We start from the raw sequence: 24,434 nt of genomic DNA on the forward strand, positions 1-24,434 counted from the left end.
GCCCACTCACGATCACTGCAAACAACTGACGACCTATTGACCAGAGTTTTCTCGCTCGCCAATTAAAACTTTAAAATCAAGAAAAAACAGTATTGCGCCATTGTTCGGAAATCCAACTAAGGACATTCGGTTTTCCGAACAGTGCTTTATCCTTTCAGCGGGTTCGCCGAGAGCCCATGATTTCCGGGGCCTTCAGTGGCACTACGCTTGTATTGGGAATGATAAGCCAGGCAAAGGTTTGCGACTTAACGCCGGGAACCAGAATCGGGATCCAACTAAACAACGAGCGGGTCCGAACACGTTCATGACTCCGGTGATGCCTGTGCATTCGCCAGAGAAATACAGTTGCGATGTTTCAAGATATGTCGGCATCGACAATGCGTGGGTGTGTATCAGGAGGGTTACAGATGCCGCAAAAAGTTCAGCCTCGGCACGGCGTTTTAGATGAAAGAACATGGCGCGAGCGCCTCCATTGCGTCGCGAATTAGCGGGTTTATCCAGCAGCCTAAAGGTGTATCAAGCTCGTTACTCCCGCTCCCGCAGCGTGCCGTGCCTCAAAGCGGGGCACTACACTGGTGACCAGACCAAGGGGTGGACCAAAGTTCAAGGCAGCAACCTGACGGAAGGCGACATCGGCGTAGCACTGACTGCCAGCGCTTCGGTTGGGGTGTCGGAGGCTTCGCTCATCATTTTGGCCAGGCTTGCAGACAACTGCCGCGCCTGTTCCCGGGGAACGAGAAGGTGATTGGGACCGTCGACGGTTTTCTTGCGCAGAAACGCAGGGTTCAGCCCCAGCAGTACCGCTTCGTCGATGCCGGCGCTGGCGGCCAGTCGGCCAAGGTCCACCGGGCGCGCCAGCTCAATGGCGGTGAAGTACGGCGCATTCGCCACCGGGCTCAGTTGCACCCCATAGACTTCAGGCTCACGCACCAGCAGTGACAACGCCAGCAGGCGCGGCACGTAGTCCTGGGTTTCCCGAGGCAGATCCAGATGCCAGTAATCGCCGGGCAGGCCTCGTCGCTGATTGGCTTCGATCGCCCGCGCGACAGTGCCCTCACCTGCGTTATACGCCGCCATCGCCAGCAGCCAGTCGCCGTTGAACTGATCGTGCAGACGGGTCAGGTAATCCATCGCCGCCTTGCTCGACGCCACCACGTCCCGTCGACCGTCGTACCAGGCGGTTTGCCTCAGATTGAAGTCCCGCCCTGTGGCCGCCATGAATTGCCACAGCCCGGCGGCGTCACGGATGGAGTTGGCTTTGGGGTTGTAGGCGCTCTCGACAATGGGCAGCAACGCCAGCTCGGCCGGCATCCTGCGCTGGTCCAGAGACTCGGCGATGTAGTGCAGATAAGGACCGGCACGTTGACTGGCGTTACGCAGGAATCGCGGATTTGCCAGCAGCCAGTCGCGCTGTCGGGCGATGCGCTGATTGATGCCGTTGTCGTCGACGAGACTGAAACCCTGCCCCAGCCGGCCCCAGATATCGCTGCCGTCATAGGCCACGGGGAAAGACGGCGTTGGCATGTCAGGACTGTGCTTGAGGCCTGCCACCAGGCGTGGCGTGTGTTCGACACTGGCCTGGCGTGGATAATCGAACGACTGACAACTCGCGCATAACACCACAATGCCAAGGGAGCTGAGACGCAGAGCACACGTGAGGCTCGAAAACCTCGCGGGCAGGGCTGAAAAAGGCGGCATGAAGGGCAAGTCCTGAGAACGGTTACCCTAGGTGGCATGCGCGCCTTGCCGGTTCCATGTCAGTTTTGGCGATTGGACCAGCCCTCGACCGTGCGCACCAGCTCGGTCAGGTCACGTCCTGCGCCGTCCTGCTGCGCGGCCACGTTCCACAGTTGCCGTGCAGCGTTGCCCAGCCACATCGGCACACCCAGGGCCTGACACTCCTCAATGGCCAGGCCAATGTCCTTGCACACGCTGGAAACAGGGAACCCGAAATCGAAGGTGCCCGGCAGTACGTGCTTTGGGAATTTATCCAGGGTCGCGCCATTCTTGCCGCTGCCTGCGTTGATCACCGACATCATCACTTCAGGGTCCAGGCCGCCCTTGACGCCGGCGACAAAGGCTTCGCTGGTGATGGCGAAGGCGGTGGTCGAGAGCATGTTGTTCAGCAGTTTGAGCAACTGGCCCTGCCCCGGCTGCTCGCCGACGATGAACACCTTGCCGAACACATCGAATAACGAACGCACGCGCTCGACCGCCGCAGGGTTGCCCGCGACCATCAGTGCCAGGCTGCCGCTGTTTGCCCCGGCTGCGCCTCCACTGACCGGCGCGTCAACCGTGTCGATGCCCTTGGCGGCAAGCCCTGCAGCGACTTCCTGTTCGGCGCGCGAGCCCACGGTCGAGAGGTCCACCAGCGTTCTTACTGCGCGGCCTTCGATGATGCCATCGGCGCCCAACGCCACCGCCTTGAAGATCGCCGGGCTGGGCAGGCTGGTGAAGATGATTTCGGCGTTGTCGGCCACTTCGCGGACACTCTCGGCGATGCGCGCACCGAGCGCCGCCAGCTCATCCAGCGCGGCTTGATCCTTGTCGTAGATGACCAGCGAATGCCCGTGTTGCAGCAGGCGCCGCGCCATGGGACGCCCCATGACGCCTACGCCGATGAAGCCCAGTTGTGGGTCGGTCATGATTTTTTCCTGATAGTTAGAGACTGGCCAGGCGCATCACGGCACCGGCGTCGGTTGAATGTTCCAGCGTCCACAGTGCATCGAGCAACGGCTGCGGCTCGCACCCCGAACGGCCATACGCCGCAAGCTCTCGCAGTTTGTTCTCGAGAAACTGATCGCTCAGCGGTGCGTCGAGGCTGCCCAGTGACACGTCGATGGTGCGGCTGAGGGTTTCCCGGGATTTGAAGAAAATCCGCACTTGCGCAGATTCCACCGCATAGTCGGGGTCATCGATGAACTGCAGGCGGTCGTACAGCAGGCGCAGACGCTGGTCGGCCACCGCCGCATCGCTGAATTCGGCCAGACCCGCCCTGCCCGTCGCCAGACTGACCGCCACCGCGTGTTGCGCACTGACCTGGGATTGGCGGCCCAGCACGATGTCCGGGCGATCAGTGCGTTGACGCAACAAAGGATGCCCGGTCAGCTCGATGCGCAAGATGTCGTCCAGGGTCCAGCTGCGATCACGGGACAACTCAAGACAGGCTTGAATCACCGGGTTGAGCACCACGCCGCAGGGATAGGGCTTGTAGGTGTTGGCGAGCAAGGCCCAGTGCTCGCCGAGCCCGCTGGTGACTTCAGCGAGGCGCGGCTGCTCGCCGAAGACATTGAGAAAGCCGCGCTCGCCTTCCAGCGGCTGATCTGGCCCGGCAAAGCCGTCGAGGGCCAGTAATGCCGAGAGCAGGCCATTGCGCGCGGCATTGCCGACGCCAATGCTTTTCGCCGCGCTGCCCAGGGTTTCAACCAGCCCGCAGGCTTGAGCGCTGGCGTTTCCGAAGGCCCAGACCAGCTGTTCTGCGCTCAAGCCCAGCACCTTGCCCACCGCTGCTGCGGCGCCGAATACGCCGCAGGTGGAAGTGATGTGCCAGCCGCGTCGGTAGTGTTCGGGGGAAATGGCCATGGCCAGACGGCATTCGACCTCGACCCCCAGCACCAACGCCAGCAACAGCTGTTCGCCACTGACAGCCCGGGTTTGCGCCAACGCGAACAACGCCGCAGCGACCGGAGCCGTGGGGTGAAGAATGGTTGGAATGTGGGTGTCGTCGTAGTCGAAGACGTTGGCGCTCATGGCGTTCAGGGAGGCTGCGTTGAGCATGTCCATCGATTCGCTGCGCCCTGCAACCCGGGCCTGGCCGCCAGCATTGAAACGGGAAAACAGTTTCACCGCCTTGACCACATCAGGGTCGCTGCAACCGGCCAGGCACACGGCGAAATAATTGACCAGCGCGCGCTTGGCTTCGTGGCGCACGGTCGACGGAATGTCCGACCAGGCAGTGGTCTCGATGAATTCGGCCAGCGGGTGGCTTAAGGCGTGGGTCATTGGATTCCCTGACGCAGATTAACGTTCGGCTAGCAGTCCTGTAGCACGGCAAAGACTTTCCTACCCCGCCATCCACCCATCATCCACCGGCAAGGTCGCGCCGGTGATGGAGGCGGCGGATTCGCTGCACAGAAACACGATCAGATCAGCCACATGGCTGGCCTCGACAAAGCGGCCCGTTGCCTGTTTGCCTTGCAGAAACTGCCGCGTGGCCGTTTCTCGATCCAGTTGTCTGTCCGCCATCAACGCGGTCAATCGCCCTTCGATATTCGGGGTCAGCACCGAGCCCGGGCATACCGCGTTGCAGGTAATGCCCTGCCCCTGGGTTTCCACCGCCACCGCCCGGGTCAGCCCCAGCAAGGCGGTCTTGGTGGTGACGTAGTCGATGCGATTGGCAATGGCCCGGGAGCCGTAGGCCGACGACAGATTGAAGATGCGCCCCCACTGACGTTCGCGCATGCCAGGCAGCACCAACTGAATCCCGCGAAACGCGGCGGTCAGATTCACCGCCAATGCCTGATCCCAGCGCGCCAGGGGAAAGTCCTCCAGGGTTGCGAAATGCCGAACCACCGCGTTATTGACCAGCACATCCACCCGCCCTGCGGCTTCGATCAGCGACTCGATCTCATGGGGCTGCGACAAATCGGCCCGCACATAGCTGACCCAGACATCGTGGGCGCGCATCAACGCGTCGCAGGTCTGGCGCATGTCTTCAGGTGCCGCCAGCCCATGCAAGACCACGTCGCAACCCGCAGCAGCGAGGCCCTTGCTCATGGCAAGGCCCAGCCCGTCCGATGAGCCGGTCACCAGCGCGACGCGGCCTTTCATACACCTGCTCCACTGGCATCGATACGCACGGCAAACGAAGGATCACTCGGGTCCACCGGCGCGAAGCGATTCATCACCTCAGGGTCATGTCCCGGAATGACCACAGCGCCCGGGCGCTGCAACCACTCGCGAATCTGCTCATAGCCCTGATACATGTCGGCCAGACTGTCGAGCACCGCAAACGGCCGATCCAGCTCCAGCTCTTCGTAATAGTGGATGGCATCCGAAGCGAGAATCACCGGGCCTTCGGGCATCTCCACCACCACCGCCATCTGCCCAGGCGTATGCCCGCCGATCTCGAACAGTTCGATGCCCGGAATCAGCGTATTGCGGCGCTCGTCGAGCAAGGTGATGCGGCCGTCCCGGTGCAGCGCCTGAATACGCTGAATGTCCAGCGGATCAATGTGGTGGGCGTACTGAGGTCGCTGGCCCATGTCGGCGCCCCAGAACTCGAACTCGCGCCGCGACATGACGATCTTCGCGTTGGGATAAAGGCCCAGATTCCCGGCGTGATCGTAGTGCGCGTGGGTCAACACCAGCAATTTGACTTCGAGCGGGTCGATGCCCAGCCGCGCCAGTGCGTCGGCGGGCGAAACCACCGGTTGACGTCGACGCGCCGCCGCAGCCTCCGGGCTGAAGCCGGTGTCGATGACGATGGTCTGGTCGGCGTTGCGGAAGATCCAGAAGAAGTAATCCATGGTGATTTCCGCATCCGGCTCACGGTACGCGCGGAAGTTGTAATAGCACTCGCTCTTGGTGGTCTGCCGGGTGCCGTAACGCACCACGATGACTTCGGGGTCCTGCCAATCCGGTTTCTGCTTGTTGTGATCAGTGGTGTAATTCATTGATGACTCCGGTCTTTCAACGATTCAGATTCGGCTGCGCGCGCGATTCACCCAGCGCGTGTTCGAGCATGGGTGCTGCAACCAACGCGCCGTGGATGCCGATGACGCTGACGATCTCCAGCATCTCCATGATTTCATCCCGGGTGGCGCCGTAGCGCAGCGCATTGCGCATGTGCAGCTTGAGCCCCGGCACGTAAAGATGAGTCGCTGCCGCATCGAACGCGCAATACATCAGCTCCTTGACCTTGGGTTCCAGCACGCCGGTCCGCCACGGCACGGACGAGAACTCGACATAGGCCTCGAACAGTTCGGGGTCCAGTTCCAGCAGCCCTTCCCACGACGAATGCCAGTAACCACGGTTGTCGATGAAACTGGCCTTGAGGGCTTCACGCCTGGCATCCAGCGGTTCGGGGCCATCACGCATGCCCTCTTCTTCCAGCACCTCCAGCAGCACCGGCACGCCGACATTAGCGGCATGGATACCGACCGTGCTGATCAACTCCAGCACTTCCATCAGCTCCTCTCGTGTGGCGCCATGGGCCAGCGCGACGCGCAGATGCTCGTGAATGCCTGGGCGATACAAGTGGGTCGCAGCGGCATCGGCGGCAATGGCAATGAACGCCTTGACCTTGTTCGGCAGGTGATTCTTTTGCCAGGGTACGGCGGCGAAACCGGCATAGGCTTCGACGAAGCCGGGGTCCAGGCGCAGCATGCTGTCCCACGCCAGGTTCCAGGTCCCGCCGCTACGCTCGAAGGCTTCCCGGGCTTTTTGTTGTTTTTCTGTGAGGCTCATGCTGTTTCTTCCCTTCTGCGGTCAGTCCGCGGAACGCAGGTAGTCGGCATCCGCCACCGCTTCCTGCCACACGGTCTTGCCGATGGAAGTGGCGGTATGGACCATGAAGTTTTTGGTGTTTGCGCCGTGCCAGTGGCGCTCGTTGGGCCCGATCCACACCGTGTCACCCTGACGAATCGGTTGCGGCTCGCTGCCTTCCAGGCAAATCCAGCCGCTGCCCGCCGTGACGTACAGCACTTGCCCTTGTTCGTGGTAATGCCAGAACGTGCGCGCGCCGGGGTTGAACGAGACGTTATTAATGGTCACGCCATCGGTGGCAGGCATCACCGGGTCGGCCCAGACCACGCCGGTGAAGGTGGCGCCACGCTGTTCGGAAATCGCGCCTTCGACGCTGCCGTGAAAAACCTTCATGCCTTTTCTCCTGTCGTATTCGCTGTGTCGTGCAGACGCACCCCACCGGACATATCGCCGATGGCGTCCACCACTCTGTTGCTGATCAGGTCGCCGTAACCGAGCGCGGTTTGCAGCCCGAAACTGGCCAGCGGCCCGGACGCATTGAGGGACGCGACGCCCAGTTCGCGGACGCGGTCCAGGTACAGCACCACGTCCTTGCTCATCAATTTGCCGGTCAGGCCGCCTTCCAGATAATTGCCGTCGACGATGTGCGGAAAGCGATTGAGCGTGGCGAAGTTCACCCCGCTGCTGGCGTTGAGCACATCGAGCAAACGGTGCAGATCGAGCCCGGCTTTCTTGCCCGCCACCATCACTTCGGCAGTGGCGGCCAGGCTGACGGCGTTGAGAAAGTTGTTGAGCAACTTGGTGGTATGCCCGGCGCCGCTTTCACCCATGAGAAACACCTTACTGGCGATGGGCTTGAACACCCAGGCCAGGGCGTCGACCGTTGCAGCATCGCCGCCGACCATCAGGGTCAGCGCGCCCTTTTGCGCCGCCGCCGCACCGCCGGAAATGCCGGCGTCGACGTACTGCACCCCACGTTCGGCAAACAGGCCGTGCAGGCGCATGGTCGAACTGGCAGCGGCGGTGCTGAGGTCAACGACGATCTGCCCTTGCCGGCAATGCGCAAGCAAACCGTGCGGCCCCTCGACGACCGCTTCGACCACTTTGCTGTCCGGCAGCGACAGCAGCACCACAGCGCTTTCGGACACGACCTCGGCAATCGAGCCGGCCACTGTCGCACCCGCAGCCCTGACTCGCCCAGGGTCTGTGTCATAACCGAGCACCTTCAGCCCGGCATCCACCAGGCAGCGCGTCATGCGCCCGCCCATGTTGCCCAGACCGATGAACCCCAGAGTTGTGTTGTCCACGACTGCTCTCCTCGAATGGCAACGCTTAGAAATCGACGTCTTTGGTTTCCGGCCCCATATAGGCGCCGATCGTGGCGATCACCCCGCCGATCACCAGGAGCACGGCGGGCGTTACGGTGAACGGGATGAACTGGCCCAGCCAGGCCATGTAGAAGGCGTAGAACGAGGGGATAATCACCGACAGGCTGAACCCCACGCCGAAGCCGGTGGCACGCACGTCGGTGACGAAACGCTCGTTGATGTAGGTCACGATCACGCCCCACGGCGCGGTCACCAGCACCGACAGCACGCACACCAGGGTCATGATCATCGGCAGCGACAGCCCCGGCACGTTGGCCAGCACGTACATGATTCCGGCCCCGGCTGTGGCGATGATCGGCCCCAGGATGATGAAGAAGCGTCGACGGCCGATCTTCTGCCCGATCATCCCCGAGGCGATGTAGCTGAAGAACAGCACCGAGTAGGCGATCAGCAGCGTGCCGGTCACTTGCATGCCGGACAGGTGCAAGGTGTTCACCAGCAGGCCGGTGGGCAGGAAGATGGTGATGATGTTCTGGGTCAGCCAGAAGCCGGTCATCATCAGCAACACTTGCAGCAGGTTGCGGCCGCTCTTGCCCTTGAGCAAATCACTCAAAGGCAGTTTTTCCCGAGGCTTGTTGCCGGTTTCGCTTTCCCAGATTTCCGATTCCGACACCGCGTACACGTAGTACAGCGCCAGTACGCCAGCCAGCACCGCGCCGATCACGAACGGAATCCGCCAGCCCCACTGCACGTAAGGCGATCCGGGGCCGTCCAGCGGGAACAGCATGAACATCAGCATCGCCACCAGGTTGATGCTGACGTAGGCCAGCGGGAATCCGGCGATGATCAGACCGCCGACGAAACCGCGCTGATGCTTCTTGGAATACTCGATGGCCAGCGGCATCGCGCCGGTGTAACCGCCACCAAGAAAGATCCCGTCGACGAAGCGCAGCAGCACCAGCGCCCAGTACGACGCGATGCCGATGCTTTCATAACCGGGTAGCAGCGCGATCAACAGCGTCACCACACCAAAGCCGGACACCGAGTAGATCGACGCCATGCGCCGCCCGGTCTTGTCGGCGATCATGCCGAACAGCAACGCGCCAATCGGTCGCCCCAACAAGGTGGTAATGAACACCAGTGACGCGAGAATCGCCGCCATGCCCGGCGACAACTGCGTGGGCTGGAAGAAAAACAACACCGGCGACAACACCACGACCGGCAGGTAGATGTCGAACATGTCGATATACTCGGAGAAGAACGCGCCCTTGATGGCGTTCCTCCTTTTTTTCTCGATCGACTGTTCGGTTTCAGCCACCGATCTGGCTGGGGCGTAAGTGCTCATGACGTTTCCTTATAGTTATTGTCGGACGCAAGCAGTGGTGGGTTGAAGGGTTCAGGTGGCGGCGACTTCCGCCTCGTAGGCCTTGATCGTCTCCGACGCCACGCGAAAGGCCGCCAGGCCCAACGGCGCGCCGCAGTACACCGCCGCCTGCATCAGCACGGCGCGGATCTCTTCCTTGCTCACGCCGTTGCGCAACGCACCCCGCACATGAACGGCGAGTTCATGGTGCTGACTCATGGCGGTGAGCATGGCGATGTTGATGATGCTGCGAGTCTTGAACGACAGCGTCGGGTCGCCCCAGATCTCGCCCCAGCAGTACTCGGTGACCAGCTTCTGCATCGGCCGGTTGAAATCATCGGCAGCCGCCCAGGACTTCTCGACATGGCGGTCGCCCAGCACTTCCTTGCGATTGTTGAAGCCCTGATTGAAACGTTCGTTGTCTTCCATCGTGTCACCACCTTATTCGTAGGATCGACTGATTGTCATACAAGGCAATCAGGCAAATTTTTTTGAGTCGGGCCGCCAGATCCCCTTCAAGAATCAGGCGCCGTAACCCACCATCGATTTCACTTCCAGGTATTCGCGCAAACCGTATTCGCCCCACTCCCGGCCATTGCCGGAGCGCTTTACACCACCGAACGGCGCGGCGAAATCTGCCGGCGGATAATTCAGGTGCACGCTGCCCGCCTGGAGTTTTCGAGCGACATCACGGGCGCGCTGCTGATCGGCGGATTGCACGTACGCTGCCAGCCCATACGGTGTGCCGTTGGCGATGTCGATTGCTTCGGCCTCACTGTCATAGGCGATCATCGACAGCACCGGGCCAAAGATTTCTTCCTGAGCGATGGTCATCTGCGGCGTGACGTGAGCGAACACCGTGGGCCTGGCGTAGTAGCCTTTTTCGATGCCGTTCGGCAGGCCAATGCCCCCGGTGACCAATTGCGCGCCTTCGTCGATGCCGTTCTGTATCAACGCCTGAACCCGGCGAAATTGCGCACGGTTGACCAGGGGGCCCAATTGCGTGTATTCGTCTGTGGTCGGGCCGACGCTGTAACCCTCGGCGGCGGTCTTGGCGATCTGAATCGCATCGTCCATCAAGCCTCGCGGAATCAGAAGACGGGTTGGAATCGAGCACGACTGGCCGCTGTTGGTGAAGCACGCAGCCACGCCACGGGTGACAGCGTCCTGCAGGTTGACGTCATCCAGCAGAATGTTCGCCGACTTGCCGCCCAGTTCCTGCGCCACACGCTTGACGGTATCTGCCGCGGATTTCGCCACCAGTACGCCCGCGCGAGTGGAGCCGGTGAACGACAGCATGTCGATGTCCGGATGCGCCGACAGCGCTGCGCCCACGCCCGGCCCGTCGCCGTTCACCAGGTTGAACACGCCGGCCGGCACCCCCGCTTCATCCAGCACTTCGGCAAACAGCAGGCTGCTCAAGGGCGAATATTCACTGGGTTTGAGCACCATGGTGCAACCGGCCGCCAATGCTGGAGCGACCTTGACCACGATCTGGTTGATCGGCCAGTTCCACGGCGTGATCAGGCCACAGACGCCTACCGGCTCGTGGCGAATCAAGGTACTGCCCATGGTTTCTTCAAACTTGAAACGCTTCAGTACGTCGATCATCTGGTTGAGGTGCAGCCAGCCACGGGGCACCTGAAACTTCCTCGAGAACGTGATCGGCGAGCCCATTTCGATGCGCATCGCCTGGGCGAATTCTTCCTGTCGAAGCTCGTAGATCGAGACGATCCTTTCGAGCAAGGCGATGCGCTCGGCCACGCTGGTGGCTGCGTAACCCGGCAAGGCCTTGCGGGCCGCGGCCACGGCAAGGTCGACATCGCGGGCGTCACCCAGGGCAAGCCGCTCGACCACGGTTTCGGTCGCAGGATCGATGACGTCGAACCAGGCTGGATCTGCAGGCTCGACCCAACGCCCATCAATATAAAAACGCGATGCATGTGACATTCACTGACCTCCCCGCTCGCCTTCCCCGGCCAGCATGCGATACATCTCGGTATGGTCAGTAGCTGGCGTTGCGTCCTGGGCCACGTCGTTCCAGACCGTGATCGCGCTCTGGCCGAAGGTCAGCGGGTAGTCCAGTGCATCGGACAGGCCTTTGGCAATTTTCAGGTCCTTGTTCATCAGCTGCATCGAGAAGCCGGAACCGAAGGTGCCGCTGAGCATGAATTGCTTCGCCTTGTTCAGCGAGGTGTTGGTGCCGCCGCTGGAGGCGTTGAGCACATCGACCATCACGTCCGGGTCGATGCCGAAACGTTTCGCCACGTGCAGCGCTTCCACGGTTGCCATCAGCCCCGCTGCCGAGACGAAGTTGTTCAGCGCCTTGGCGGCATGCCCGGCACCGGCATCGCCGATGTGCAGAATGTTCTTGCCCATGGCATCCAGCAGCGGGCGGCAGCGCTGCATCACGCCCTCGTCGCCGCCGACCAGAATCGCCAGAGTGCCATCCACCGCGCGCTTGACACCGCCAGACACCGGCGCGTCGAGGTATTGGAGGTTGAGGGTCTTGAGCTTCTGGCCCAGTTCACGGGAACGCGCAGGTTCCGAAGAACTCATGTCGATCACCACCGCGCCTGCCTTCAATTGCGACGCCCAGCCGCCATCGGCCAGCAGCACGCTCTCGACGATGGTCGAGTTGGGCAGCATGGTGATCAGTACGTCGAGGGAGCTGGCGTTGTCGGCGGTCAGTGCGCTGGCGTTCAACGTCGCCTGAACGTCGCTCAGACGCCCGGCATCGGCGTCGGCGAGAAACAGTTGAAAACCTGCCCTGGACAGGCAGGTGGTCATCGGCAGGCCCATCATGCCAAGGCCGATGAAGCCGATCCGTTGCGGTTGCGTCATGGTCGTGCCCTATTGGTTTTATGTTTTTGTAACCGGGTCGAGGCGATGTCACGCAGTGCTTCTGCATGACGTTGGCCAGCAGTTGCGATAAAACTATATGATTGTCATACAGTCGGTCAATAGGCTAATTTAGCGATTCCTACCAGCGGCACCTTCGAGGAGTTGGATCAATGATTGTGGAATTGCGTACCTATCACTGTGCACCGGGCCGCTTGCCGGCGCTGCATGAACGCTTCACCAGCACCACGCTGGGTTTCTTCGAGCAGTACGGCATCCGGCAGATCGGTTTCTGGACCAACCTCACCGGGGCCACCAATCAATCGCTGACCTATCTGTTGCAATGGGAAAGCCTCGCCGAGCGCGAGGCAAAGTGGAATGCGTTCCAGAGCGATGCCGAGTGGATCGCCAAACGCGCAGCGAGCGAGGCGCAGGCGATCATCGTCGAGCGCATCGAGAACCAGTTCCTGACGCCGACCGGGTATTCCGCGTTGCGCTGAACGGACCCTGAAGGCAAAACAGGTGCGGTGCAGGTCACCAGCCTCGCGTCCTACGCCATTCCGGTGGAAGACGTCCTCAATACCGGGGCCCACTCCATTCCTGTGGGAGACGCCGGAGGTCACGACGGCAGCGAAAGGGTCACAGCGATGTTCACTGAACGGTATGCCCCGCCGTTGCCGCCAACAGCTCCAGCACGTTCTTCGAAGCATTTTCAACGTGCAGCAAGGCCGCCGCGCAGGCGCCTTCTTCGTCGCGCAGTTGAATGTTGCGCACGATTTCCTTGAGCTCGGCCAAGGTATGCGGCATCCGCCCTTCGCGCCCCAATGACAACGCGCGCAACAGGCTCACGCGGTTGTTCAGTTGTTCCAGCATGCCGCCGACCACCCGGCTCTGCTCGATGTCGAGCAATACATGATAAAAACGTCGCTTGATGTCCAGCAGCGCCGCGCCGTCGAGGCTGGCGGTGTGGGACTGCTCGACGAACTCATCGAACACCTCGCCCAGTTCCTGAACATCTTCGTCGCTGGCATGGCGCACGAAATTGCGCACCGCCAACACCTCAAGCGCCCCGCGCACGTCGTAGATCTGGATCGCATCCTTGGCGTCCACCGAGGCGACATACGCCCCGCGATGAGGCACCTGTTCCACCAAGCCTTCCGCTTCCAGTTGCCGCAATGCCTCGCGCAATGACGTGCGGCTGACGTCCAGCGCGGTATACAGCTGCTGCTCCACCAGTCGGTCCCCGGGCTTGAAACGCCCCGAGATGATTTCGTTGCGCAGTGCATCCTGCACTTGATGCCGCAAAGACGACGCCTGGCGTTGTACTTTCATGCTGTATTCCCGAAGACCTATGAATTTCATGGCGACCGCCCTTCCCATGGAAGAAATCGCCGGATCGAATCTGGCGGCCGATCCTCATGATCCGGCCCGCCAGAAGCAATCGTATTGTATTACAGGCCTTTTCGGAAAAATAAAATCAGCAGTGCCTATCGATCACCACACAGCAATCGTCGAATCCGCCCTGGGCTCGGTCCCCCCGCACAAAATGCCACTGACCGGATCACGCACGATGATCTGCCCCCGGCCGAAGTCGGTGGAGTCATAGGCGATGCTGATGTCATGCCCGCGTCGTGCCAAAGCAGCGGCAAGGTCGCTCGACGCGCCCTGCTCGATGCCGATCTTCATCCCGCCCAGCCACTGCCAGCGCGGTGCATCCAGGGCTGCTTGCGGGTTGAGGCCGAAGTCCACCAGGTTCATCACCATCTGCACATGACCCTGGGGCTGCATGTAACCGCCCATGACGCCAAAAGGCCCCACCGGTTCGCCGTCCTTGCTCAAGAAACCGGGAATGATGGTGTGAAAGGTCTTCTTGCCTGGAGCCAAACAGTTGGCGTGAGCGGGGTCAAGGCTGAATTCCTGCCCACGGTTCTGCAATGCCAGGCCGCTGTCGGGCAGCACCACGCCGGAGCCGAAGCCGTGGTAGTTGCTCTGAATGAACGACACCATATTGCCCTCCGCGTCAGCCGTGGCCAGGTACACCGTGCCGCTGGCGTGAGGCTCACCCGGTTTCGGCGCCTGCGCCCGCTCACCGATCAGCGCCCGACGCTGTTCGCTGTAGCCATCGCTCAACAGATCGGCCACCGCGACCCTCATGTGCTGCGGATCGGTGATGTGGTGCAAGCCGTCGCTGTAGGCCAGCTTCATCGCTTCAAGCTGACGATGCCAGGTCTGTTGACTGTCGCGATGATCGAACTCAAAGCCTTCGAGCATGCGCAAGGTCATCAGGGCGACCAGGCCCTGCCCGCTCGGCGGGATTTCCCAGACATCATAACCACGGTAATTGATGCTGATCGGGTCGACCCACTGTGCGTGGAAACCTGCCAGATCCTCTGCGCGCAGATAACCACCGGTGGCCCGGGAATGCGCGTCAATCCGCTGCGCCAATGCGCCGCGATAAAGACTTTCGCACTCGGTCGCCGCCAGTTCTTCAAGGGTTCGCGCCTGGGCCGGGTTGCGGAACAGCTCCCCCGCTTTCGGCGCCCGCCCGTCCATGAGGAAGGTCTCGAACCAGTTTTCCAGCACGGCATCGCGGTGCGCGCTGAACTCATCGAACGCGGTCTGCCATTGGTGTGCGACCACCGGGGACAACGGAAATCCGTCCCGCGCCAGATTGATCGCCGGTTGCAGAAGCTCGGCGAACGGCAGCTTGCCGAAACGCCGGGACAACTGCGCCCAGGCCGCCGGGCAGCCCGGCACGGTCACCGGGGTCCAGCCATACATCGGCATTTGCTCGTTGCCGGCCGCTTTCACCGCTTCGATGCTCAATGCCGCCGGGGCATGACCGTTGGCGTTCAGGCCGTGCAACTGGCCCTTGCACCAGACCAGCGCGAAGGCGTCGCCGCCAATGCCGCAGCCGGTGGGTTCGACCACGGTCAGCGCGGCAGCTGTGGCAATCGCGGCATCGATGGCGTTACCGCCCTTTTGCATGACTTCGATCCCGGCCTGCGCCGCCAGCGGCTGCGATGCGGCGACCATGCCGCGGCGGGCGAACACACTCTGGCGTCGGGAAGGATACGGGTACTCGTGAGCAGAAAATTTCAACATGGCGAAGGCTCTTCAAAAACGGGGGTCATTGCCCGGACTTGATCCGGTTCCATTCCCGGGTGATCAGGCGCTGGATGTTGTCCGGCAGGTCGGCTGAAACGAAGGTGTGGCTGATCACCTCGTCACCCGGGTAGATCCCGGGGTTGCCGCTGACTTTAGGGTCCATCAGGGCCGTGGCGTCCTTGTTGGGGTTGGCGTAACCGACGTAATCGCTGATCGGAGCAATCACTTCCGGGCGCAGCAGGTAGTTGATGAAGGCATGGGCGTTGGCGACGTTACCCGCGTCCTTGGGAATCGCCAGCATGTCGAACCACAGGTTCACGCCTTCCTTGGGGATCAGGTAGCGGATGTCGACGTTTTTGCCGGCTTCCTTGGCGCGGGTCTGGGCCTGCATCACGTCGCCGGAATAACCGATGGCGACGCAGATGTCGCCGTTGGCCAGGTCAGCGGTGTATTTGGACGAGTTGAAGTAGGTCACTGACGGGCGCAGTTTCATCAACAGCGCCGAGGCTTTCTTGTAGTCGTCGGGTTTAACGCTGTTAGGGTCCAGCCCCAGATACAGCAGGGTCTGTGGGATGATTTTCACCGGCGCATCGAGAAAGGCCACGCCGCAGCTTTTGAGCTTGGCCAGGTTGGCGGGGTCCAGGACCATCGACCAGGAATCCAGCACCACGTCCTTGCCCAGCACGGCGCGGACTTTTTCCTCGTTGTAGCCAATGCCCACCGTGCCCCACATGTACGGCACCGCATAGCGGTTGCCCGGATCGGCGGCCTCCAGACGCTGCATCAGGCGCGGGTCCAGGTGATTCCAGTTGCTCAGCAGCGAACGTTGCAACGGCTGATACGCTCCGGCGCGAATCTGCTTGGACAGGAACTGGCTGGACGGCACGACCAGGTCATAACCCGAATGCCCGGAGAGCATTTTGGCTTCGAGCATTTCGTTAGTGTCGAAGATGTCGTACTGGACCTTGATCCCGCTGTCCTTGTCGAAATTCTTCAGCGTTTCGGGGCCCATGTAATCAGACCAGTTAAACATTTTCATCACGCCTTCGGCGGCGTGCGCGGCAGGCAGCACAGCGATGGAACACAGCGCAGCGGCAAAGCATATCGAACGCATGGCAATTTCCTTGTGAGGTTTACAACACACGACTGAGAAAAGCTAGGGTACGCGGATGGCTCGGACGGCTGAAGATCTGTTCCGGCGGGCCTTGCTCGATTAACTCGCCCTGGTCGAGCACCACCACGCGGTCGGCCACTTCCCGGGCAAACCCCATCTCGTGGGTCACGACGACCATGGTCATGCCGTCTTCGGCCAACTCCTTCATGACCTGCAGCACCTCGCCCACGGTTTCCGGGTCCAGTGCACTGGTGGGTTCGTCGAACAGCATGGCCTTTGGTTTCATCGCCAGCGCCCGGGCAATTGCCACTCGCTGCTGTTGCCCGCCGGACAGCATCGACGGGTAATGCGCGGCCTTGTCCGCCAGACCGACGCGGGCCAGCAGTTCGCGACCCTGGATCAAGGCCGCTGCGCGGGGAACGCCGAGCACGTGAATCGGCGCTTCGATGATGTTTTCCAGCGCGGTCATGTGGGCGAACAGGTTGAAACGCTGGAACACCATGCCGATGTCCCGGCGCTGGCGGGCGATGTTGCGCTCCGAGTCACGCACCAGACTGCCGTCGGCACGCTCGCGATAGCCCATGGCCTGGCCGTTGACGCGGATCCGCCCGCCCTGAATGTCTTCCAGCAGGTTGATGCAGCGAATGAAGGTGGTCTTGCCCGACCCCGAGGCGCCGATCAACACCACCACTTCGCCCTTTCTGACGCGCAGCGAGATGCCTTTGAGAATCTCGAGGTCGCCGAAGGACTTGTGCACGTCCAGGGCTTCGATGATCAATTCCTCACTTTGATGCGCCATCTCATCGCCCTCTCAACATTTTCATCGCGCCGCGCCCGAACATGCGTCTGGCCGCGGGCGGCTGCCGGTCGGACTGGCCGAAGCGCTGTTCCAGCCAGCGCTGAAAGAAGCCCCACACGGTGGTCAGCATCAGGAAGTAGATCGCCACCACCAGATACAGCTCGAAAACGCGGAATGTCGCCGAGGTGATCATCTGCGTGCTCAGCAGCAGTTCCTGAACACCGATCACGCTGACCAGCGTGGTGTTTTTCAGCATCACGTTGAATTCGTTGCCCAGCGGCGGAACGATCACCCGGAACGCCTGCGGCAGCACGATCCGTCGCATCAGCTTGCCGAAAGTCATCCCCAGCGAACGGCCTGCCTCGTACTGGCCCTTGTCCACCGCACCAATCCCGGCACGGATGATCTCGGCCATGTACGCGCCTTCGTTAAGGCCCAGGGCAATGATCGCCGCCTGAATGTTGCCCGGCACGACGAACCAGCCCAGATCGATGTCTTCGAAGCGAAAGATTCCGCCCGCCGCCAGCGCGGTGTAGAGAAAGACGATCTGCACCAGCAGCGGCGTGCCGCGCATGAGCCACACATAAAATCGCACCGGCAGATTCAGCAGCGGGTTCGTCGACAGCCGCATCAGCGCCGCAATCAACCCCAGCGCGCAGCCCATCAACATCGCCAGCACACTGATCAGGCAGGTCAGCCACAGGCCCGTGAGGTAAACCCCACTGGGCTGCGACAGGTACTGCCAGAACACTTCCCAATTGAAATTCATCGGTTCATCCCGTTCTGCACTGGGTCAATCGAGCTTGTCGCTTTCAACGTGCCATTTGGCGAGCAACTGGGTGTAGCTGCCGTCGCTGTGCATGTCGCTCATCACTTGCTGCACGGCGACCGTCAGCTGCGGATCGTCTTTGCGGATGCCGAGCCCGGTGAGAATCCGACTGAACGCCGGCACGCCTTCCTGAAACAGGTCAGGCGCCATGGCGGCGTAGTAACCGGCGGTTTCCACGGTAGTGCCGTAGGCGTCGACCTGGCTGATGCGCAGGGCCTGGAAGGCGTCGGTGTCGGTGTTGTAGACCACCAGTTTCAGCGGCGGCTTGCCGGCCTTGGTCAGGCTTTCGTTCTGGGTGTCGAGCAGGGTCTTGATGGTCGAACCGTTGAGCACCGCGACCTTGTGCCCGGACAGATCGTCCAGCGTCTTGATGCCTTTGGGGTTGCCCTTGGGCACAACCACCGACTGGCTGGAATACATGTAGTTGACGATGTTGATCACTTCGCGGCGTTCAGGCTTGTCGAACAGCTGATCGACGATCATGTCGCACTGCTGCGCCAGCAAAGCCGGCACCAGCCCGGAAAACGGAATGACCCGCCACTCGACTTTCTTGCCGCCCAGGCGCTTGGCGATTTCCAGGCCCAGATCGATGGTCAGACCCACCGGCTTCTGCGCGGCATCGAACGACACCAAGGGAGGTGAGTCCATGCCGGAGCAGTAGGTGATTTTGTCGACCTTTTGCAGTCGGTCCGGCACGGTCGGGGTCGCGAACACCAGCGGTGCACACAGACTCAGGGAAACGAGGGCGGCCAGCGCGGCGGGTTTATGCATGACGAAAGCTCCGATTTCGGTAAGAAAGTAAGGGCAGTTCTGAACGTCGATACAGGTGGTGCTGACGGCGGGCTGCAGGCCCGCTTCTGGTTTGAGGTTTCAGGCAGTCTGTTGCTGTTCGAGAAAGGCGATCAGGCTCGGCACTGTGCCCTCGATGTGATCGCGCAGGATCCGCTCGGCCTGCTCGGCATCGCCTGAACGCAGCGCATCGAGGATCACCGCGTGCTCGTCGCGGGCACTGAGGGGTTTTTCGCCGTGCTCCAGCCAGACCCGCATGTGCGGCTCGATCACGGTGTACAGCGCCGAAATCTGCCGCATCAGCCGCGAGCGCTCACTGATGCTGCACAGGTATTCGTGAAACTGACGATGACGGCTGACCCATTCGGAACTGTCGTCGCGGTAGTCGTCCATGTCGTCGAGCAGACGCTCGAGGCGCGTCAGGTGCCGCTCGGTGATTTTCGGCACCGCGACGCGAATCGCCAGCCCTTCCAGCGCGCTGCGCATCTCGAAGACTTCGCGCATCTCGTCGATGTTCAGCCCGCTGACCACCGCCCCGCGATTGGGCCGCAGGGTAACCAGGCCGTCGGCGGCCAGGCGCCTGAAAGCTTCGCGCACCGGCATGCGGCTCATGCCGATTTCGCTGGCGATGTCCTCGGCGATCAGCCGCTGGCCCATGCGGTAGGTGCCCTTGCAGATGGCGTCGAGGAGAAAGGCATAGGCCTCCTCTTCGGCAGTGACGGGTTGGCGTTCGGCGAATCCAGGTACAAGGCGCATGGCGTTACCTTTTGAATTTCTGTATCCAATCATCCACGGATACACAAAAGCAAAAGCAGTGCCAGCCTCGCAGATCCGGGGGCAATTCAATGAAAGGAAAGGAATTTGCTGAGCGCAGGCTAGCGAGGTTGCACGGGGGCGCTGCTACTTATCGGAGCAGGCATGGCAAAAGCGCGCACAACCGGGGGGCAGTGGTGTGCGTTTGGGAACGGGCGGGTGAAGGAAAACCGGTTACGGGTGACGGATCACCGATTCGATCTGCAGCATGGCCGGCAGCAGCGCTTCGGCGATCTCCTCGGCTTTGGGCGTCGGTTGCATCTTGCGATTGCGCCGCAGGAACAGCGGATCGTCGAAGCATTGGCGCAGACGCACCAGCGAACCGCTGACCGCCGGCTGGGTAACCCGCAGATGGCGGGCTGCCTCGCTGACGCTGCGTTCACGGAACACCACCAGAAAGGTCAGTAGCAGGTTAAGGTCGATGCCCAGCAGGATATCTTCATTCAGGGACATGTCAGGTCACCGCGCTCGAATGGACGACGAAGCTGTTGAACTGAATATGGCTGATGGCGCCGCTGTTGAGCAACTCCATGAAACCGGTCAGCTCGGGATGGGCGAAATGCGCTTGCATCTGGGATTCTGACTGCCAGTAGCCGCTGACGATCCATGACGCATCGTCGTTTTTTCCGGGGGTCAGTGTGTAGGCGACGCACGGGGTCGTGCTGTTCAACACCTCAAGCATCCGCGGCACACGGGCGCCGACTTCACTGGAACGACCTTGAGTGGCGTGTATTTCCACGGTGTTGATGGCCGAGACAAGCATCATCCTCTCCTGCGATAAATGATCGGGCAAGTTTGACGTCCGGAAGGTCCCGGATAAACCACAGGTTTGGAGTTTCAGCGTTGCGGATTAAGCGACAATTAAACTGTCCCTCCGCGGTCAGTCAGAGGGTTTGTAGCAGCACGGCTTGTGTGTCGTCTCGGCGCCGAGGAAAAACGCCAAGGCTCATCTGATCGTTCCCACGCTCCGCGTGGTAACGCAGTGTGCGACGCTCCGTGTCAATCTGGACGCAGAGCGTCCTGCCTTGCATTCCCACGCCGAGCCTGGGAACGATCAACTGAAGACCGATGCGATCCCTGTGGGAGAAGCCGGAGCTGTGCGACGGCAGCGATGCGATGGGTCAGTTGACGAATGGGTTGCCCTGAACCACCGCATCGTCCGATCGCGGCCCGGGCTGTCGCACGGCTCCAGCATCTCCCACAGGATCGGGGATGAATTCCAAACCTCGACCCAACACAAAACTCCGTATTGATCTGGACGCAGAGCGTCCTGCCATGCATTCCCACGCAGAGCGTGGGAACGATCAATTGAAGACCTCTGCGATCCCTGTGGGAAAAGCCGGAGCCGTGCGACGGCAGCGATGCGGTGGGTCAGTTGACGAACGGGTTAGCTGAACCACCGCATCGTCCGATCGCGGCCCGGGCTGTCGCACGGCTCCAGCATCTCCCACAGGATCGGGGTTGAACTCCAAATCTCGACCCAACACAAAACTCCGTATTGATCTGGACGTAGAGCGTCCTGCCATGCATTCCCATGAAGAGCCTGGGAACGATCAGCTGAGACCGATGCTTTCCCTGTGGGAGAAGCCGGCTTGTCGGCGGCGTCGTATTCAATATCGCAACCGCCGGCAAGCCGTGCTGATACCGGATCAACCCTCAACGTATTCAGAAATTCCCTTTCAGCGCCTCCAGGCCACCTTCATAGATGCCTTGAAACAGCGTTTCGGCCTCGGCATCGGGGATGCCGTTCGGGGTGAACACTCCGGACCACTCCACCACTGCCGCGTTATCGCCATCGGCGCTGACTTTGAGTGTCGCCAGATAGCCCGTCACCGGAAACGGCCCCTGGGTGATCGAGTAGCTGTAAGTGCGCGCCTGATTGTCGTAGGTCTCCAAACGTTCGCTGATCTCAGCGCCGTCCTGAGTAGTCAGATGACGAATGCGGCCGCCTTCGTCAGGTACGCTCTTGGCAATGAACGGCAGCCAGTCCGGCAGTGCAAGAAAACCGCCCGCCAGTTGCCAGATTTTGTCCGCCGAGACCGGGATGCGAACGGTTGCAGAGGCTTTAGCCATGATGATTCTCCAGTAATTGTTCAGATAGCTAGGCTGTCGACGACGCCGCCATCGACACGCAAGGCAGCGCCGGTGGTTGCCGAAGACAAGGGAGATGCAAGGTACGCCACCAGATTGGCGACCTCGTCCACCTCCGCGGCGCGCTGGATGATAGACGATGGCCGTGCGCGACGAACGAAGTGATCGGCCTCATCGCGGGCACTGCGCCCGGATTGGGCGATGGCGTCCTTGAGCATTTCTTCGACGCCGTCGGTGAAGGTCGGCCCCGGCAGGATCGCGTTGACCGTAACCCCGGTGCCCGCCAGGCGCTTGGCCAGGCCGTGGGAAACCGCGAGATTGGCAGCCTTGGTGGTGCCGTAGTTGATCATGTTGGCCGGAATCGCCACGCCGGATTCCGAGGAGACAAAGATCACCCGGCCCCATTTGTTGGCCACCATGTCGTTCACGTACTGCCGCGCCAGACGCACGCCGGAGATCACGTTCACTTCATAGAAGCGCGCCCACTCCTCGTCCGGGGTGTCGAAGAAATCCACCTCGTTGAAGATTCCCAGATTGTTCACCAGGATGTCGGCGCGCGGCTCGGCGGCGAACAGTACTTGCGCGCCTTCGGCGCTGCCCAGGTCCGCGACCACACCACGCAATTGAGCCTCTGGCACGTCGCGTTTGATGGCAGCGATGGCTTCGTCGACCTTGCTCGCCGCCCGCCCGATGATCACCACGGTTGCGCCGGACATTGCCAGCGCCTTGCCGATGCCCAGGCCGATGCCGGCAGTCGAGCCGCTGACGATCGCCAGCTTTCCAGTCAAGTCGATTTTCATGTTGTACCTCTATAAATGTGGATTGGCCGACACGGGTTTTTCGTAGCGCCTCTGGCCTGTCGCCTGAGCGGCGACCTTGGGACACAGAGTAAGGCAGGCAGTAAAGACCGTCCAAGACGCAATTTAGAACGCTTGATTCCCTCAAGGTCTCAACCTGCCAAATTTAAACCGGTTTGGCTAAGCGTTTGCCTTCAGTTGCGTGGGAAACAGCCGACAAACATGTCTGAACTGATACAAATGCGACTCACTGTCCGCAGAAAACAAAAACAGACGACCCGATGCCCCGATTGCCGGGTCCACCTCGTTAGCTCGACTCAGGCGCACGCCCGCTTTGGCGCCGCCACTGCCAAGGAAGCCAAGATGATCGTCAACAATACTTCCAGCGCTGCCCTCGCCGCCTATTCCAGCGCAGCCGCACGCAAGACATCGACAGACACCAGCAGCGCCCGCAACAGCACTGATCAAACCGCAGACACCGCCCAGCCCGGCAATACCGAGTCGGTGCGCCTGTCCAGCACCTCAACCAGCTACAGCAACGCCATCGCCAACTACTCGCCCTACTTCCCGGTGCGTTCGGGCATGGCCGCCGATGCCCTGGTGCTGGGTGTCTCCCAGCCCGGCGCAACGTCCAGTTCGAAAGACAAGACCTTCGCCGACGTGGCCAGTGACGCCCGCAAACGCATGGACGAGAAATACGCGCTGATGAAGGATAGCGGCAAACCCTACGATGGCTCGGACACCGACCGGAATTCGCTGATGGGCGATCTGGACCGCCGCTCGCTGAACGCTGTGGCGACCAACGAAGGTGGCCAGTTCAGCACTGCAGAACAGGCTGCGGCCAAAGGTTTGATGCGCCAACAGGAGCGTTTGGCCACCGGGTATTACAGCGGCCCTGCCGACCAGCAAAAGAATTTTACCGATCCCTACGCCAACCACCCGATCGGTCGCGCCAAGGCAGCGCTGGGCTTTCTCGACAACATGACTGCGGAAGAAAAAACCGACCCGCAATGGCTGATCCAGCACCAGACCCTGAGCGACGCCCTGGCCCAGACCGGGACTGAAGATTCGACGACGAATAAAGACAAAGGCCATTTCCACAACCTGTCGGAGGTGCTGGCGGGGATCGATACCGACGGATCGGAAAGCAAGAAGGCAGGCAGCGAGGAAGGCTCGACCAGCTATGTGTTCGAGCAGGTACAGGCGGCGTTGCGGGCGATGCAGTAGGAGCTCCATACCCGATTTCGCGGTGAACACAAGACCTGTGGGAGGGAGCTTGCTCCCTCCCACAATGGACCGTGTGTGCCGTTGCAACCATCGTTCATCAGGCAACACGGTCCGTGCGACGCCATCGCTGGCGCCACTCGATCTTACTTGTTGAACGCCGAGTAGCTGTTCATCAGGTTGCGGTAGTTCGGGATGCGCTGGGACAACAGGTTGGCCAGGCCTTCCATGTCGTTGCGCCAGTCGCGTTGCAGCTCGCACGCCACCGAGAACCAGTTCATCAGCTGCGCGCCGGCTGCCGTCATGCGCGCCCAGGCCGCTTTCTGCACCACGTCGTTGAAGGTGCCGGAAGCATCGGTGACCACGAACACGTCGAAGCCTTCTTCCAGCGCACACAGGGTCGGGAACGCCACGCAAACGTCAGTCACGACACCGGCGATGATCAGCTGCTTGCGGCCGGTGGCCTTGATCGCCTTGACGAAGTCTTCGTTGTCCCAGGCGTTGATCTGGCCAGGGCGTGCGATGTACGGCGCGTCCGGGAACATCTCTTTCAACTCAGGCACCAGCGGGCCGTTCGGACCGGATTCGAAGCTGGTGGTCAGGATGGTCGGCAGCTTGAAGAACTTGGCGCAGTCAGCCAGTGCCAGCACGTTGTTCTTGAACTCGTTCGGCGAGAAGTCCTGCACCAGCGAGATCAGACCGGTCTGGTGATCGACCAGCAGAACCACGGCATCGTTGATATCCAAACGCTTGTAGGGAACGGTCATGATTGACTCCATTGAGTGTGTGTCAGGTGTGTGCGGTTGCCAGCCAACGGCGCTGACGGAGTGCCTCGCCGATCATTGCCGGCGA

25 protein-coding genes and 1 pseudogene are annotated in these 24,434 nt (G+C 61.2%); 2 read left to right on the forward strand and 24 right to left on the reverse strand.

All coding sequences use genetic code 11. From position 1 onward, the window contains the following. Positions 1-675 precede the first annotated feature (675 nt). The 12 genes and pseudogenes from BWR59_RS04580 to BWR59_RS04635 form a co-directional block, all read right to left on the reverse strand. Positions 676-1,698 (reverse strand): annotated as a pseudogene (locus BWR59_RS04580) (transglycosylase SLT domain-containing protein); the annotation flags it as partial. A gap of 59 nt (positions 1,699-1,757) precedes the next feature. After that, positions 1,758-2,645 (reverse strand): NAD(P)-dependent oxidoreductase, encoded by an 888-nt coding sequence (locus BWR59_RS04585; protein WP_081564440.1) that lies wholly within the window; start codon positions 2,643-2,645, stop codon positions 1,758-1,760. 16 nt (positions 2,646-2,661) lie between these two features. Further along, on the reverse strand, positions 2,662-4,002 hold the full coding sequence (locus BWR59_RS04590; RefSeq protein ID WP_081564441.1) for an MmgE/PrpD family protein: 1,341 nt from the start codon (positions 4,000-4,002) through the stop codon (positions 2,662-2,664). A gap of 60 nt (positions 4,003-4,062) precedes the next feature. Continuing rightward, positions 4,063-4,830, reverse strand: a complete 768-nt coding sequence (locus BWR59_RS04595) for an SDR family NAD(P)-dependent oxidoreductase (RefSeq protein WP_081564442.1) — start codon at positions 4,828-4,830, stop codon at positions 4,063-4,065. Continuing rightward, entirely contained in the window at positions 4,827-5,675 is an 849-nt protein-coding gene (locus tag BWR59_RS04600; RefSeq protein ID WP_081564443.1) for an N-acyl homoserine lactonase family protein, read from the reverse strand. Before BWR59_RS04600 ends, BWR59_RS04595 begins: the two co-directional genes overlap by 4 nt. 16 nt (positions 5,676-5,691) lie before the next feature. Continuing rightward, positions 5,692-6,468, reverse strand: coding sequence for a carboxymuconolactone decarboxylase family protein (locus BWR59_RS04605; RefSeq protein ID WP_081564444.1), 777 nt, complete (start codon positions 6,466-6,468; stop codon positions 5,692-5,694). Positions 6,469-6,489: 21 nt separating this feature from the next. Further along, on the reverse strand, positions 6,490-6,879 hold the full coding sequence (locus tag BWR59_RS04610; RefSeq protein ID WP_081564445.1) for a cupin domain-containing protein: 390 nt from the start codon (positions 6,877-6,879) through the stop codon (positions 6,490-6,492). Continuing rightward, positions 6,876-7,793, reverse strand: coding sequence for an NAD(P)-dependent oxidoreductase (locus tag BWR59_RS04615; RefSeq protein WP_081564446.1), 918 nt, complete (start codon positions 7,791-7,793; stop codon positions 6,876-6,878). The genes BWR59_RS04610 and BWR59_RS04615 overlap by 4 nt, the downstream gene beginning before the upstream one ends. Positions 7,794-7,818: 25 nt before the next feature. Beyond that, positions 7,819-9,159, reverse strand: a complete 1,341-nt coding sequence (locus BWR59_RS04620) for an MFS transporter (protein WP_081564447.1) — start codon at positions 9,157-9,159, stop codon at positions 7,819-7,821. 51 nt (positions 9,160-9,210) lie between these two features. Beyond that, positions 9,211-9,606 carry a carboxymuconolactone decarboxylase family protein gene (locus tag BWR59_RS04625; RefSeq protein WP_081564448.1) on the reverse strand — a complete coding sequence of 132 codons (396 nt, stop codon included), beginning with the start codon at positions 9,604-9,606 and terminating at the stop codon, positions 9,211-9,213. 93 nt (positions 9,607-9,699) lie between these two features. Then, complete coding sequence (locus BWR59_RS04630; RefSeq protein ID WP_081564449.1) at positions 9,700-11,127, reverse strand: aldehyde dehydrogenase family protein; 1,428 nt, start codon at positions 11,125-11,127, stop codon at positions 9,700-9,702. Further along, entirely contained in the window at positions 11,128-12,021 is an 894-nt protein-coding gene (locus BWR59_RS04635) for an NAD(P)-dependent oxidoreductase (protein ID WP_081564450.1), read from the reverse strand. It lies immediately after the preceding gene. Positions 12,022-12,191: 170 nt separating this feature from the next. Between BWR59_RS04635 and BWR59_RS04640 the strand changes: the two genes are divergently transcribed. After that, positions 12,192-12,518 carry an NIPSNAP family protein gene (locus BWR59_RS04640; protein ID WP_081564451.1) on the forward strand — a complete coding sequence of 109 codons (327 nt, stop codon included), beginning with the start codon at positions 12,192-12,194 and terminating at the stop codon, positions 12,516-12,518. Between the two features lie 151 nt (positions 12,519-12,669). Here the strand turns inward: BWR59_RS04640 and BWR59_RS04645 are convergent, their stop codons facing one another. The 11 genes from BWR59_RS04645 to BWR59_RS04695 all read right to left on the reverse strand — a co-directional run bounded on the left by BWR59_RS04645 (position 12,670) and on the right by BWR59_RS04695 (position 22,361). Next, complete coding sequence (locus BWR59_RS04645) at positions 12,670-13,350, reverse strand: GntR family transcriptional regulator (RefSeq protein WP_081564452.1); 681 nt, start codon at positions 13,348-13,350, stop codon at positions 12,670-12,672. Between the two features lie 162 nt (positions 13,351-13,512). Next, positions 13,513-15,123 carry a gamma-glutamyltransferase family protein gene (locus tag BWR59_RS04650; RefSeq protein ID WP_081564453.1) on the reverse strand — a complete coding sequence of 537 codons (1,611 nt, stop codon included), beginning with the start codon at positions 15,121-15,123 and terminating at the stop codon, positions 13,513-13,515. A gap of 25 nt (positions 15,124-15,148) precedes the next feature. Next, positions 15,149-16,240 carry a polyamine ABC transporter substrate-binding protein gene (locus BWR59_RS04655; protein ID WP_081564454.1) on the reverse strand — a complete coding sequence of 364 codons (1,092 nt, stop codon included), beginning with the start codon at positions 16,238-16,240 and terminating at the stop codon, positions 15,149-15,151. A 19-nt stretch (positions 16,241-16,259) separates the two neighbouring features. Next, positions 16,260-17,039 carry an amino acid ABC transporter ATP-binding protein gene (locus BWR59_RS04660; RefSeq protein ID WP_081564455.1) on the reverse strand — a complete coding sequence of 260 codons (780 nt, stop codon included), beginning with the start codon at positions 17,037-17,039 and terminating at the stop codon, positions 16,260-16,262. Between the two features lies 1 nt (position 17,040). After that, positions 17,041-17,808: an amino acid ABC transporter permease gene (locus BWR59_RS04665; RefSeq protein WP_081564456.1), complete on the reverse strand. Its 768-nt coding sequence runs from the start codon at positions 17,806-17,808 to the stop codon at positions 17,041-17,043. Between the two features lie 24 nt (positions 17,809-17,832). Then, on the reverse strand, positions 17,833-18,639 hold the full coding sequence (locus BWR59_RS04670) for an ABC transporter substrate-binding protein (protein ID WP_081564457.1): 807 nt from the start codon (positions 18,637-18,639) through the stop codon (positions 17,833-17,835). A 99-nt stretch (positions 18,640-18,738) separates the two neighbouring features. Beyond that, on the reverse strand, positions 18,739-19,413 hold the full coding sequence (locus BWR59_RS04675; RefSeq protein WP_081564458.1) for a GntR family transcriptional regulator: 675 nt from the start codon (positions 19,411-19,413) through the stop codon (positions 18,739-18,741). Between the two features lie 231 nt (positions 19,414-19,644). Next, the gene (locus tag BWR59_RS04680) at positions 19,645-19,923 is read right to left on the reverse strand and encodes a LysR family transcriptional regulator (protein ID WP_081564459.1); all 279 of its coding nucleotides are present in this window, start codon (positions 19,921-19,923) and stop codon (positions 19,645-19,647) included. A 1-nt stretch (position 19,924) separates the two neighbouring features. Beyond that, on the reverse strand, positions 19,925-20,233 hold the full coding sequence (locus tag BWR59_RS04685) for an antibiotic biosynthesis monooxygenase (protein WP_081564460.1): 309 nt from the start codon (positions 20,231-20,233) through the stop codon (positions 19,925-19,927). Between the two features lie 902 nt (positions 20,234-21,135). Then, positions 21,136-21,543: an SRPBCC family protein gene (locus tag BWR59_RS04690; protein WP_081564461.1), complete on the reverse strand. Its 408-nt coding sequence runs from the start codon at positions 21,541-21,543 to the stop codon at positions 21,136-21,138. A gap of 20 nt (positions 21,544-21,563) precedes the next feature. Then, positions 21,564-22,361 (reverse strand): SDR family oxidoreductase, encoded by a 798-nt coding sequence (locus tag BWR59_RS04695; RefSeq protein ID WP_081564462.1) that lies wholly within the window; start codon positions 22,359-22,361, stop codon positions 21,564-21,566. A 360-nt stretch (positions 22,362-22,721) separates the two neighbouring features. On the opposite strand from BWR59_RS04695, the gene BWR59_RS04700 reads away from it, so the two are divergent. Continuing rightward, a complete protein-coding gene (locus tag BWR59_RS04700) occupies positions 22,722-23,585 on the forward strand; it encodes a hypothetical protein (RefSeq protein WP_081564463.1) in 864 nt (287 codons plus the stop codon). 143 nt (positions 23,586-23,728) lie between these two features. Here BWR59_RS04700 and ycaC read toward each other — a convergent pair whose 3' ends face one another. Continuing rightward, positions 23,729-24,349 carry an isochorismate family cysteine hydrolase YcaC gene (gene ycaC, locus BWR59_RS04705; RefSeq protein ID WP_081564464.1) on the reverse strand — a complete coding sequence of 207 codons (621 nt, stop codon included), beginning with the start codon at positions 24,347-24,349 and terminating at the stop codon, positions 23,729-23,731. Between the last annotated feature and the right edge of the window lie 85 nt (positions 24,350-24,434).

The sequence above is a fragment of the Pseudomonas sp. Bc-h genome, assembly GCF_002080045.1.
Taxonomy (GTDB): Bacteria; Pseudomonadota; Gammaproteobacteria; order Pseudomonadales; family Pseudomonadaceae; genus Aquipseudomonas.

What these genes read in the sequence shown, in the direction of transcription:
- BWR59_RS04585 (WP_081564440.1), bottom strand. Translation starts at nt 2,645, where the DNA reads ATGACCGACCCACAACTGGGCTTCATCGGCGTAGGCGTCATGGGGCGT.
- BWR59_RS04590 (WP_081564441.1), bottom strand. Translation starts at nt 4,002, where the DNA reads ATGACCCACGCCTTAAGCCACCCGCTGGCCGAATTCATCGAGACCACT.
- BWR59_RS04595 (WP_081564442.1), bottom strand. Translation starts at nt 4,830, where the DNA reads ATGAAAGGCCGCGTCGCGCTGGTGACCGGCTCATCGGACGGGCTGGGC.
- BWR59_RS04600 (WP_081564443.1), bottom strand. Translation starts at nt 5,675, where the DNA reads ATGAATTACACCACTGATCACAACAAGCAGAAACCGGATTGGCAGGAC.
- BWR59_RS04605 (WP_081564444.1), bottom strand. Translation starts at nt 6,468, where the DNA reads ATGAGCCTCACAGAAAAACAACAAAAAGCCCGGGAAGCCTTCGAGCGT.
- BWR59_RS04610 (WP_081564445.1), bottom strand. Translation starts at nt 6,879, where the DNA reads ATGAAGGTTTTTCACGGCAGCGTCGAAGGCGCGATTTCCGAACAGCGT.
- BWR59_RS04620 (WP_081564447.1), bottom strand. Translation starts at nt 9,159, where the DNA reads ATGAGCACTTACGCCCCAGCCAGATCGGTGGCTGAAACCGAACAGTCG.
- BWR59_RS04625 (WP_081564448.1), bottom strand. Translation starts at nt 9,606, where the DNA reads ATGGAAGACAACGAACGTTTCAATCAGGGCTTCAACAATCGCAAGGAA.
- BWR59_RS04630 (WP_081564449.1), bottom strand. Translation starts at nt 11,127, where the DNA reads ATGTCACATGCATCGCGTTTTTATATTGATGGGCGTTGGGTCGAGCCT.
- BWR59_RS04635 (WP_081564450.1), bottom strand. Translation starts at nt 12,021, where the DNA reads ATGACGCAACCGCAACGGATCGGCTTCATCGGCCTTGGCATGATGGGC.
- BWR59_RS04640 (WP_081564451.1), top strand. Translation starts at nt 12,192, where the DNA reads ATGATTGTGGAATTGCGTACCTATCACTGTGCACCGGGCCGCTTGCCG.
- BWR59_RS04645 (WP_081564452.1), bottom strand. Translation starts at nt 13,350, where the DNA reads ATGAAAGTACAACGCCAGGCGTCGTCTTTGCGGCATCAAGTGCAGGAT.
- BWR59_RS04650 (WP_081564453.1), bottom strand. Translation starts at nt 15,123, where the DNA reads ATGTTGAAATTTTCTGCTCACGAGTACCCGTATCCTTCCCGACGCCAG.
- BWR59_RS04655 (WP_081564454.1), bottom strand. Translation starts at nt 16,240, where the DNA reads ATGCGTTCGATATGCTTTGCCGCTGCGCTGTGTTCCATCGCTGTGCTG.
- BWR59_RS04660 (WP_081564455.1), bottom strand. Translation starts at nt 17,039, where the DNA reads ATGGCGCATCAAAGTGAGGAATTGATCATCGAAGCCCTGGACGTGCAC.
- BWR59_RS04665 (WP_081564456.1), bottom strand. Translation starts at nt 17,808, where the DNA reads ATGAATTTCAATTGGGAAGTGTTCTGGCAGTACCTGTCGCAGCCCAGT.
- BWR59_RS04670 (WP_081564457.1), bottom strand. Translation starts at nt 18,639, where the DNA reads ATGCATAAACCCGCCGCGCTGGCCGCCCTCGTTTCCCTGAGTCTGTGT.
- BWR59_RS04675 (WP_081564458.1), bottom strand. Translation starts at nt 19,413, where the DNA reads ATGCGCCTTGTACCTGGATTCGCCGAACGCCAACCCGTCACTGCCGAA.
- BWR59_RS04680 (WP_081564459.1), bottom strand. Translation starts at nt 19,923, where the DNA reads ATGTCCCTGAATGAAGATATCCTGCTGGGCATCGACCTTAACCTGCTA.
- BWR59_RS04685 (WP_081564460.1), bottom strand. Translation starts at nt 20,233, where the DNA reads ATGCTTGTCTCGGCCATCAACACCGTGGAAATACACGCCACTCAAGGT.
- BWR59_RS04690 (WP_081564461.1), bottom strand. Translation starts at nt 21,543, where the DNA reads ATGGCTAAAGCCTCTGCAACCGTTCGCATCCCGGTCTCGGCGGACAAA.
- BWR59_RS04695 (WP_081564462.1), bottom strand. Translation starts at nt 22,361, where the DNA reads ATGAAAATCGACTTGACTGGAAAGCTGGCGATCGTCAGCGGCTCGACT.
- BWR59_RS04700 (WP_081564463.1), top strand. Translation starts at nt 22,722, where the DNA reads ATGATCGTCAACAATACTTCCAGCGCTGCCCTCGCCGCCTATTCCAGC.
- ycaC (WP_081564464.1), bottom strand. Translation starts at nt 24,349, where the DNA reads ATGACCGTTCCCTACAAGCGTTTGGATATCAACGATGCCGTGGTTCTG.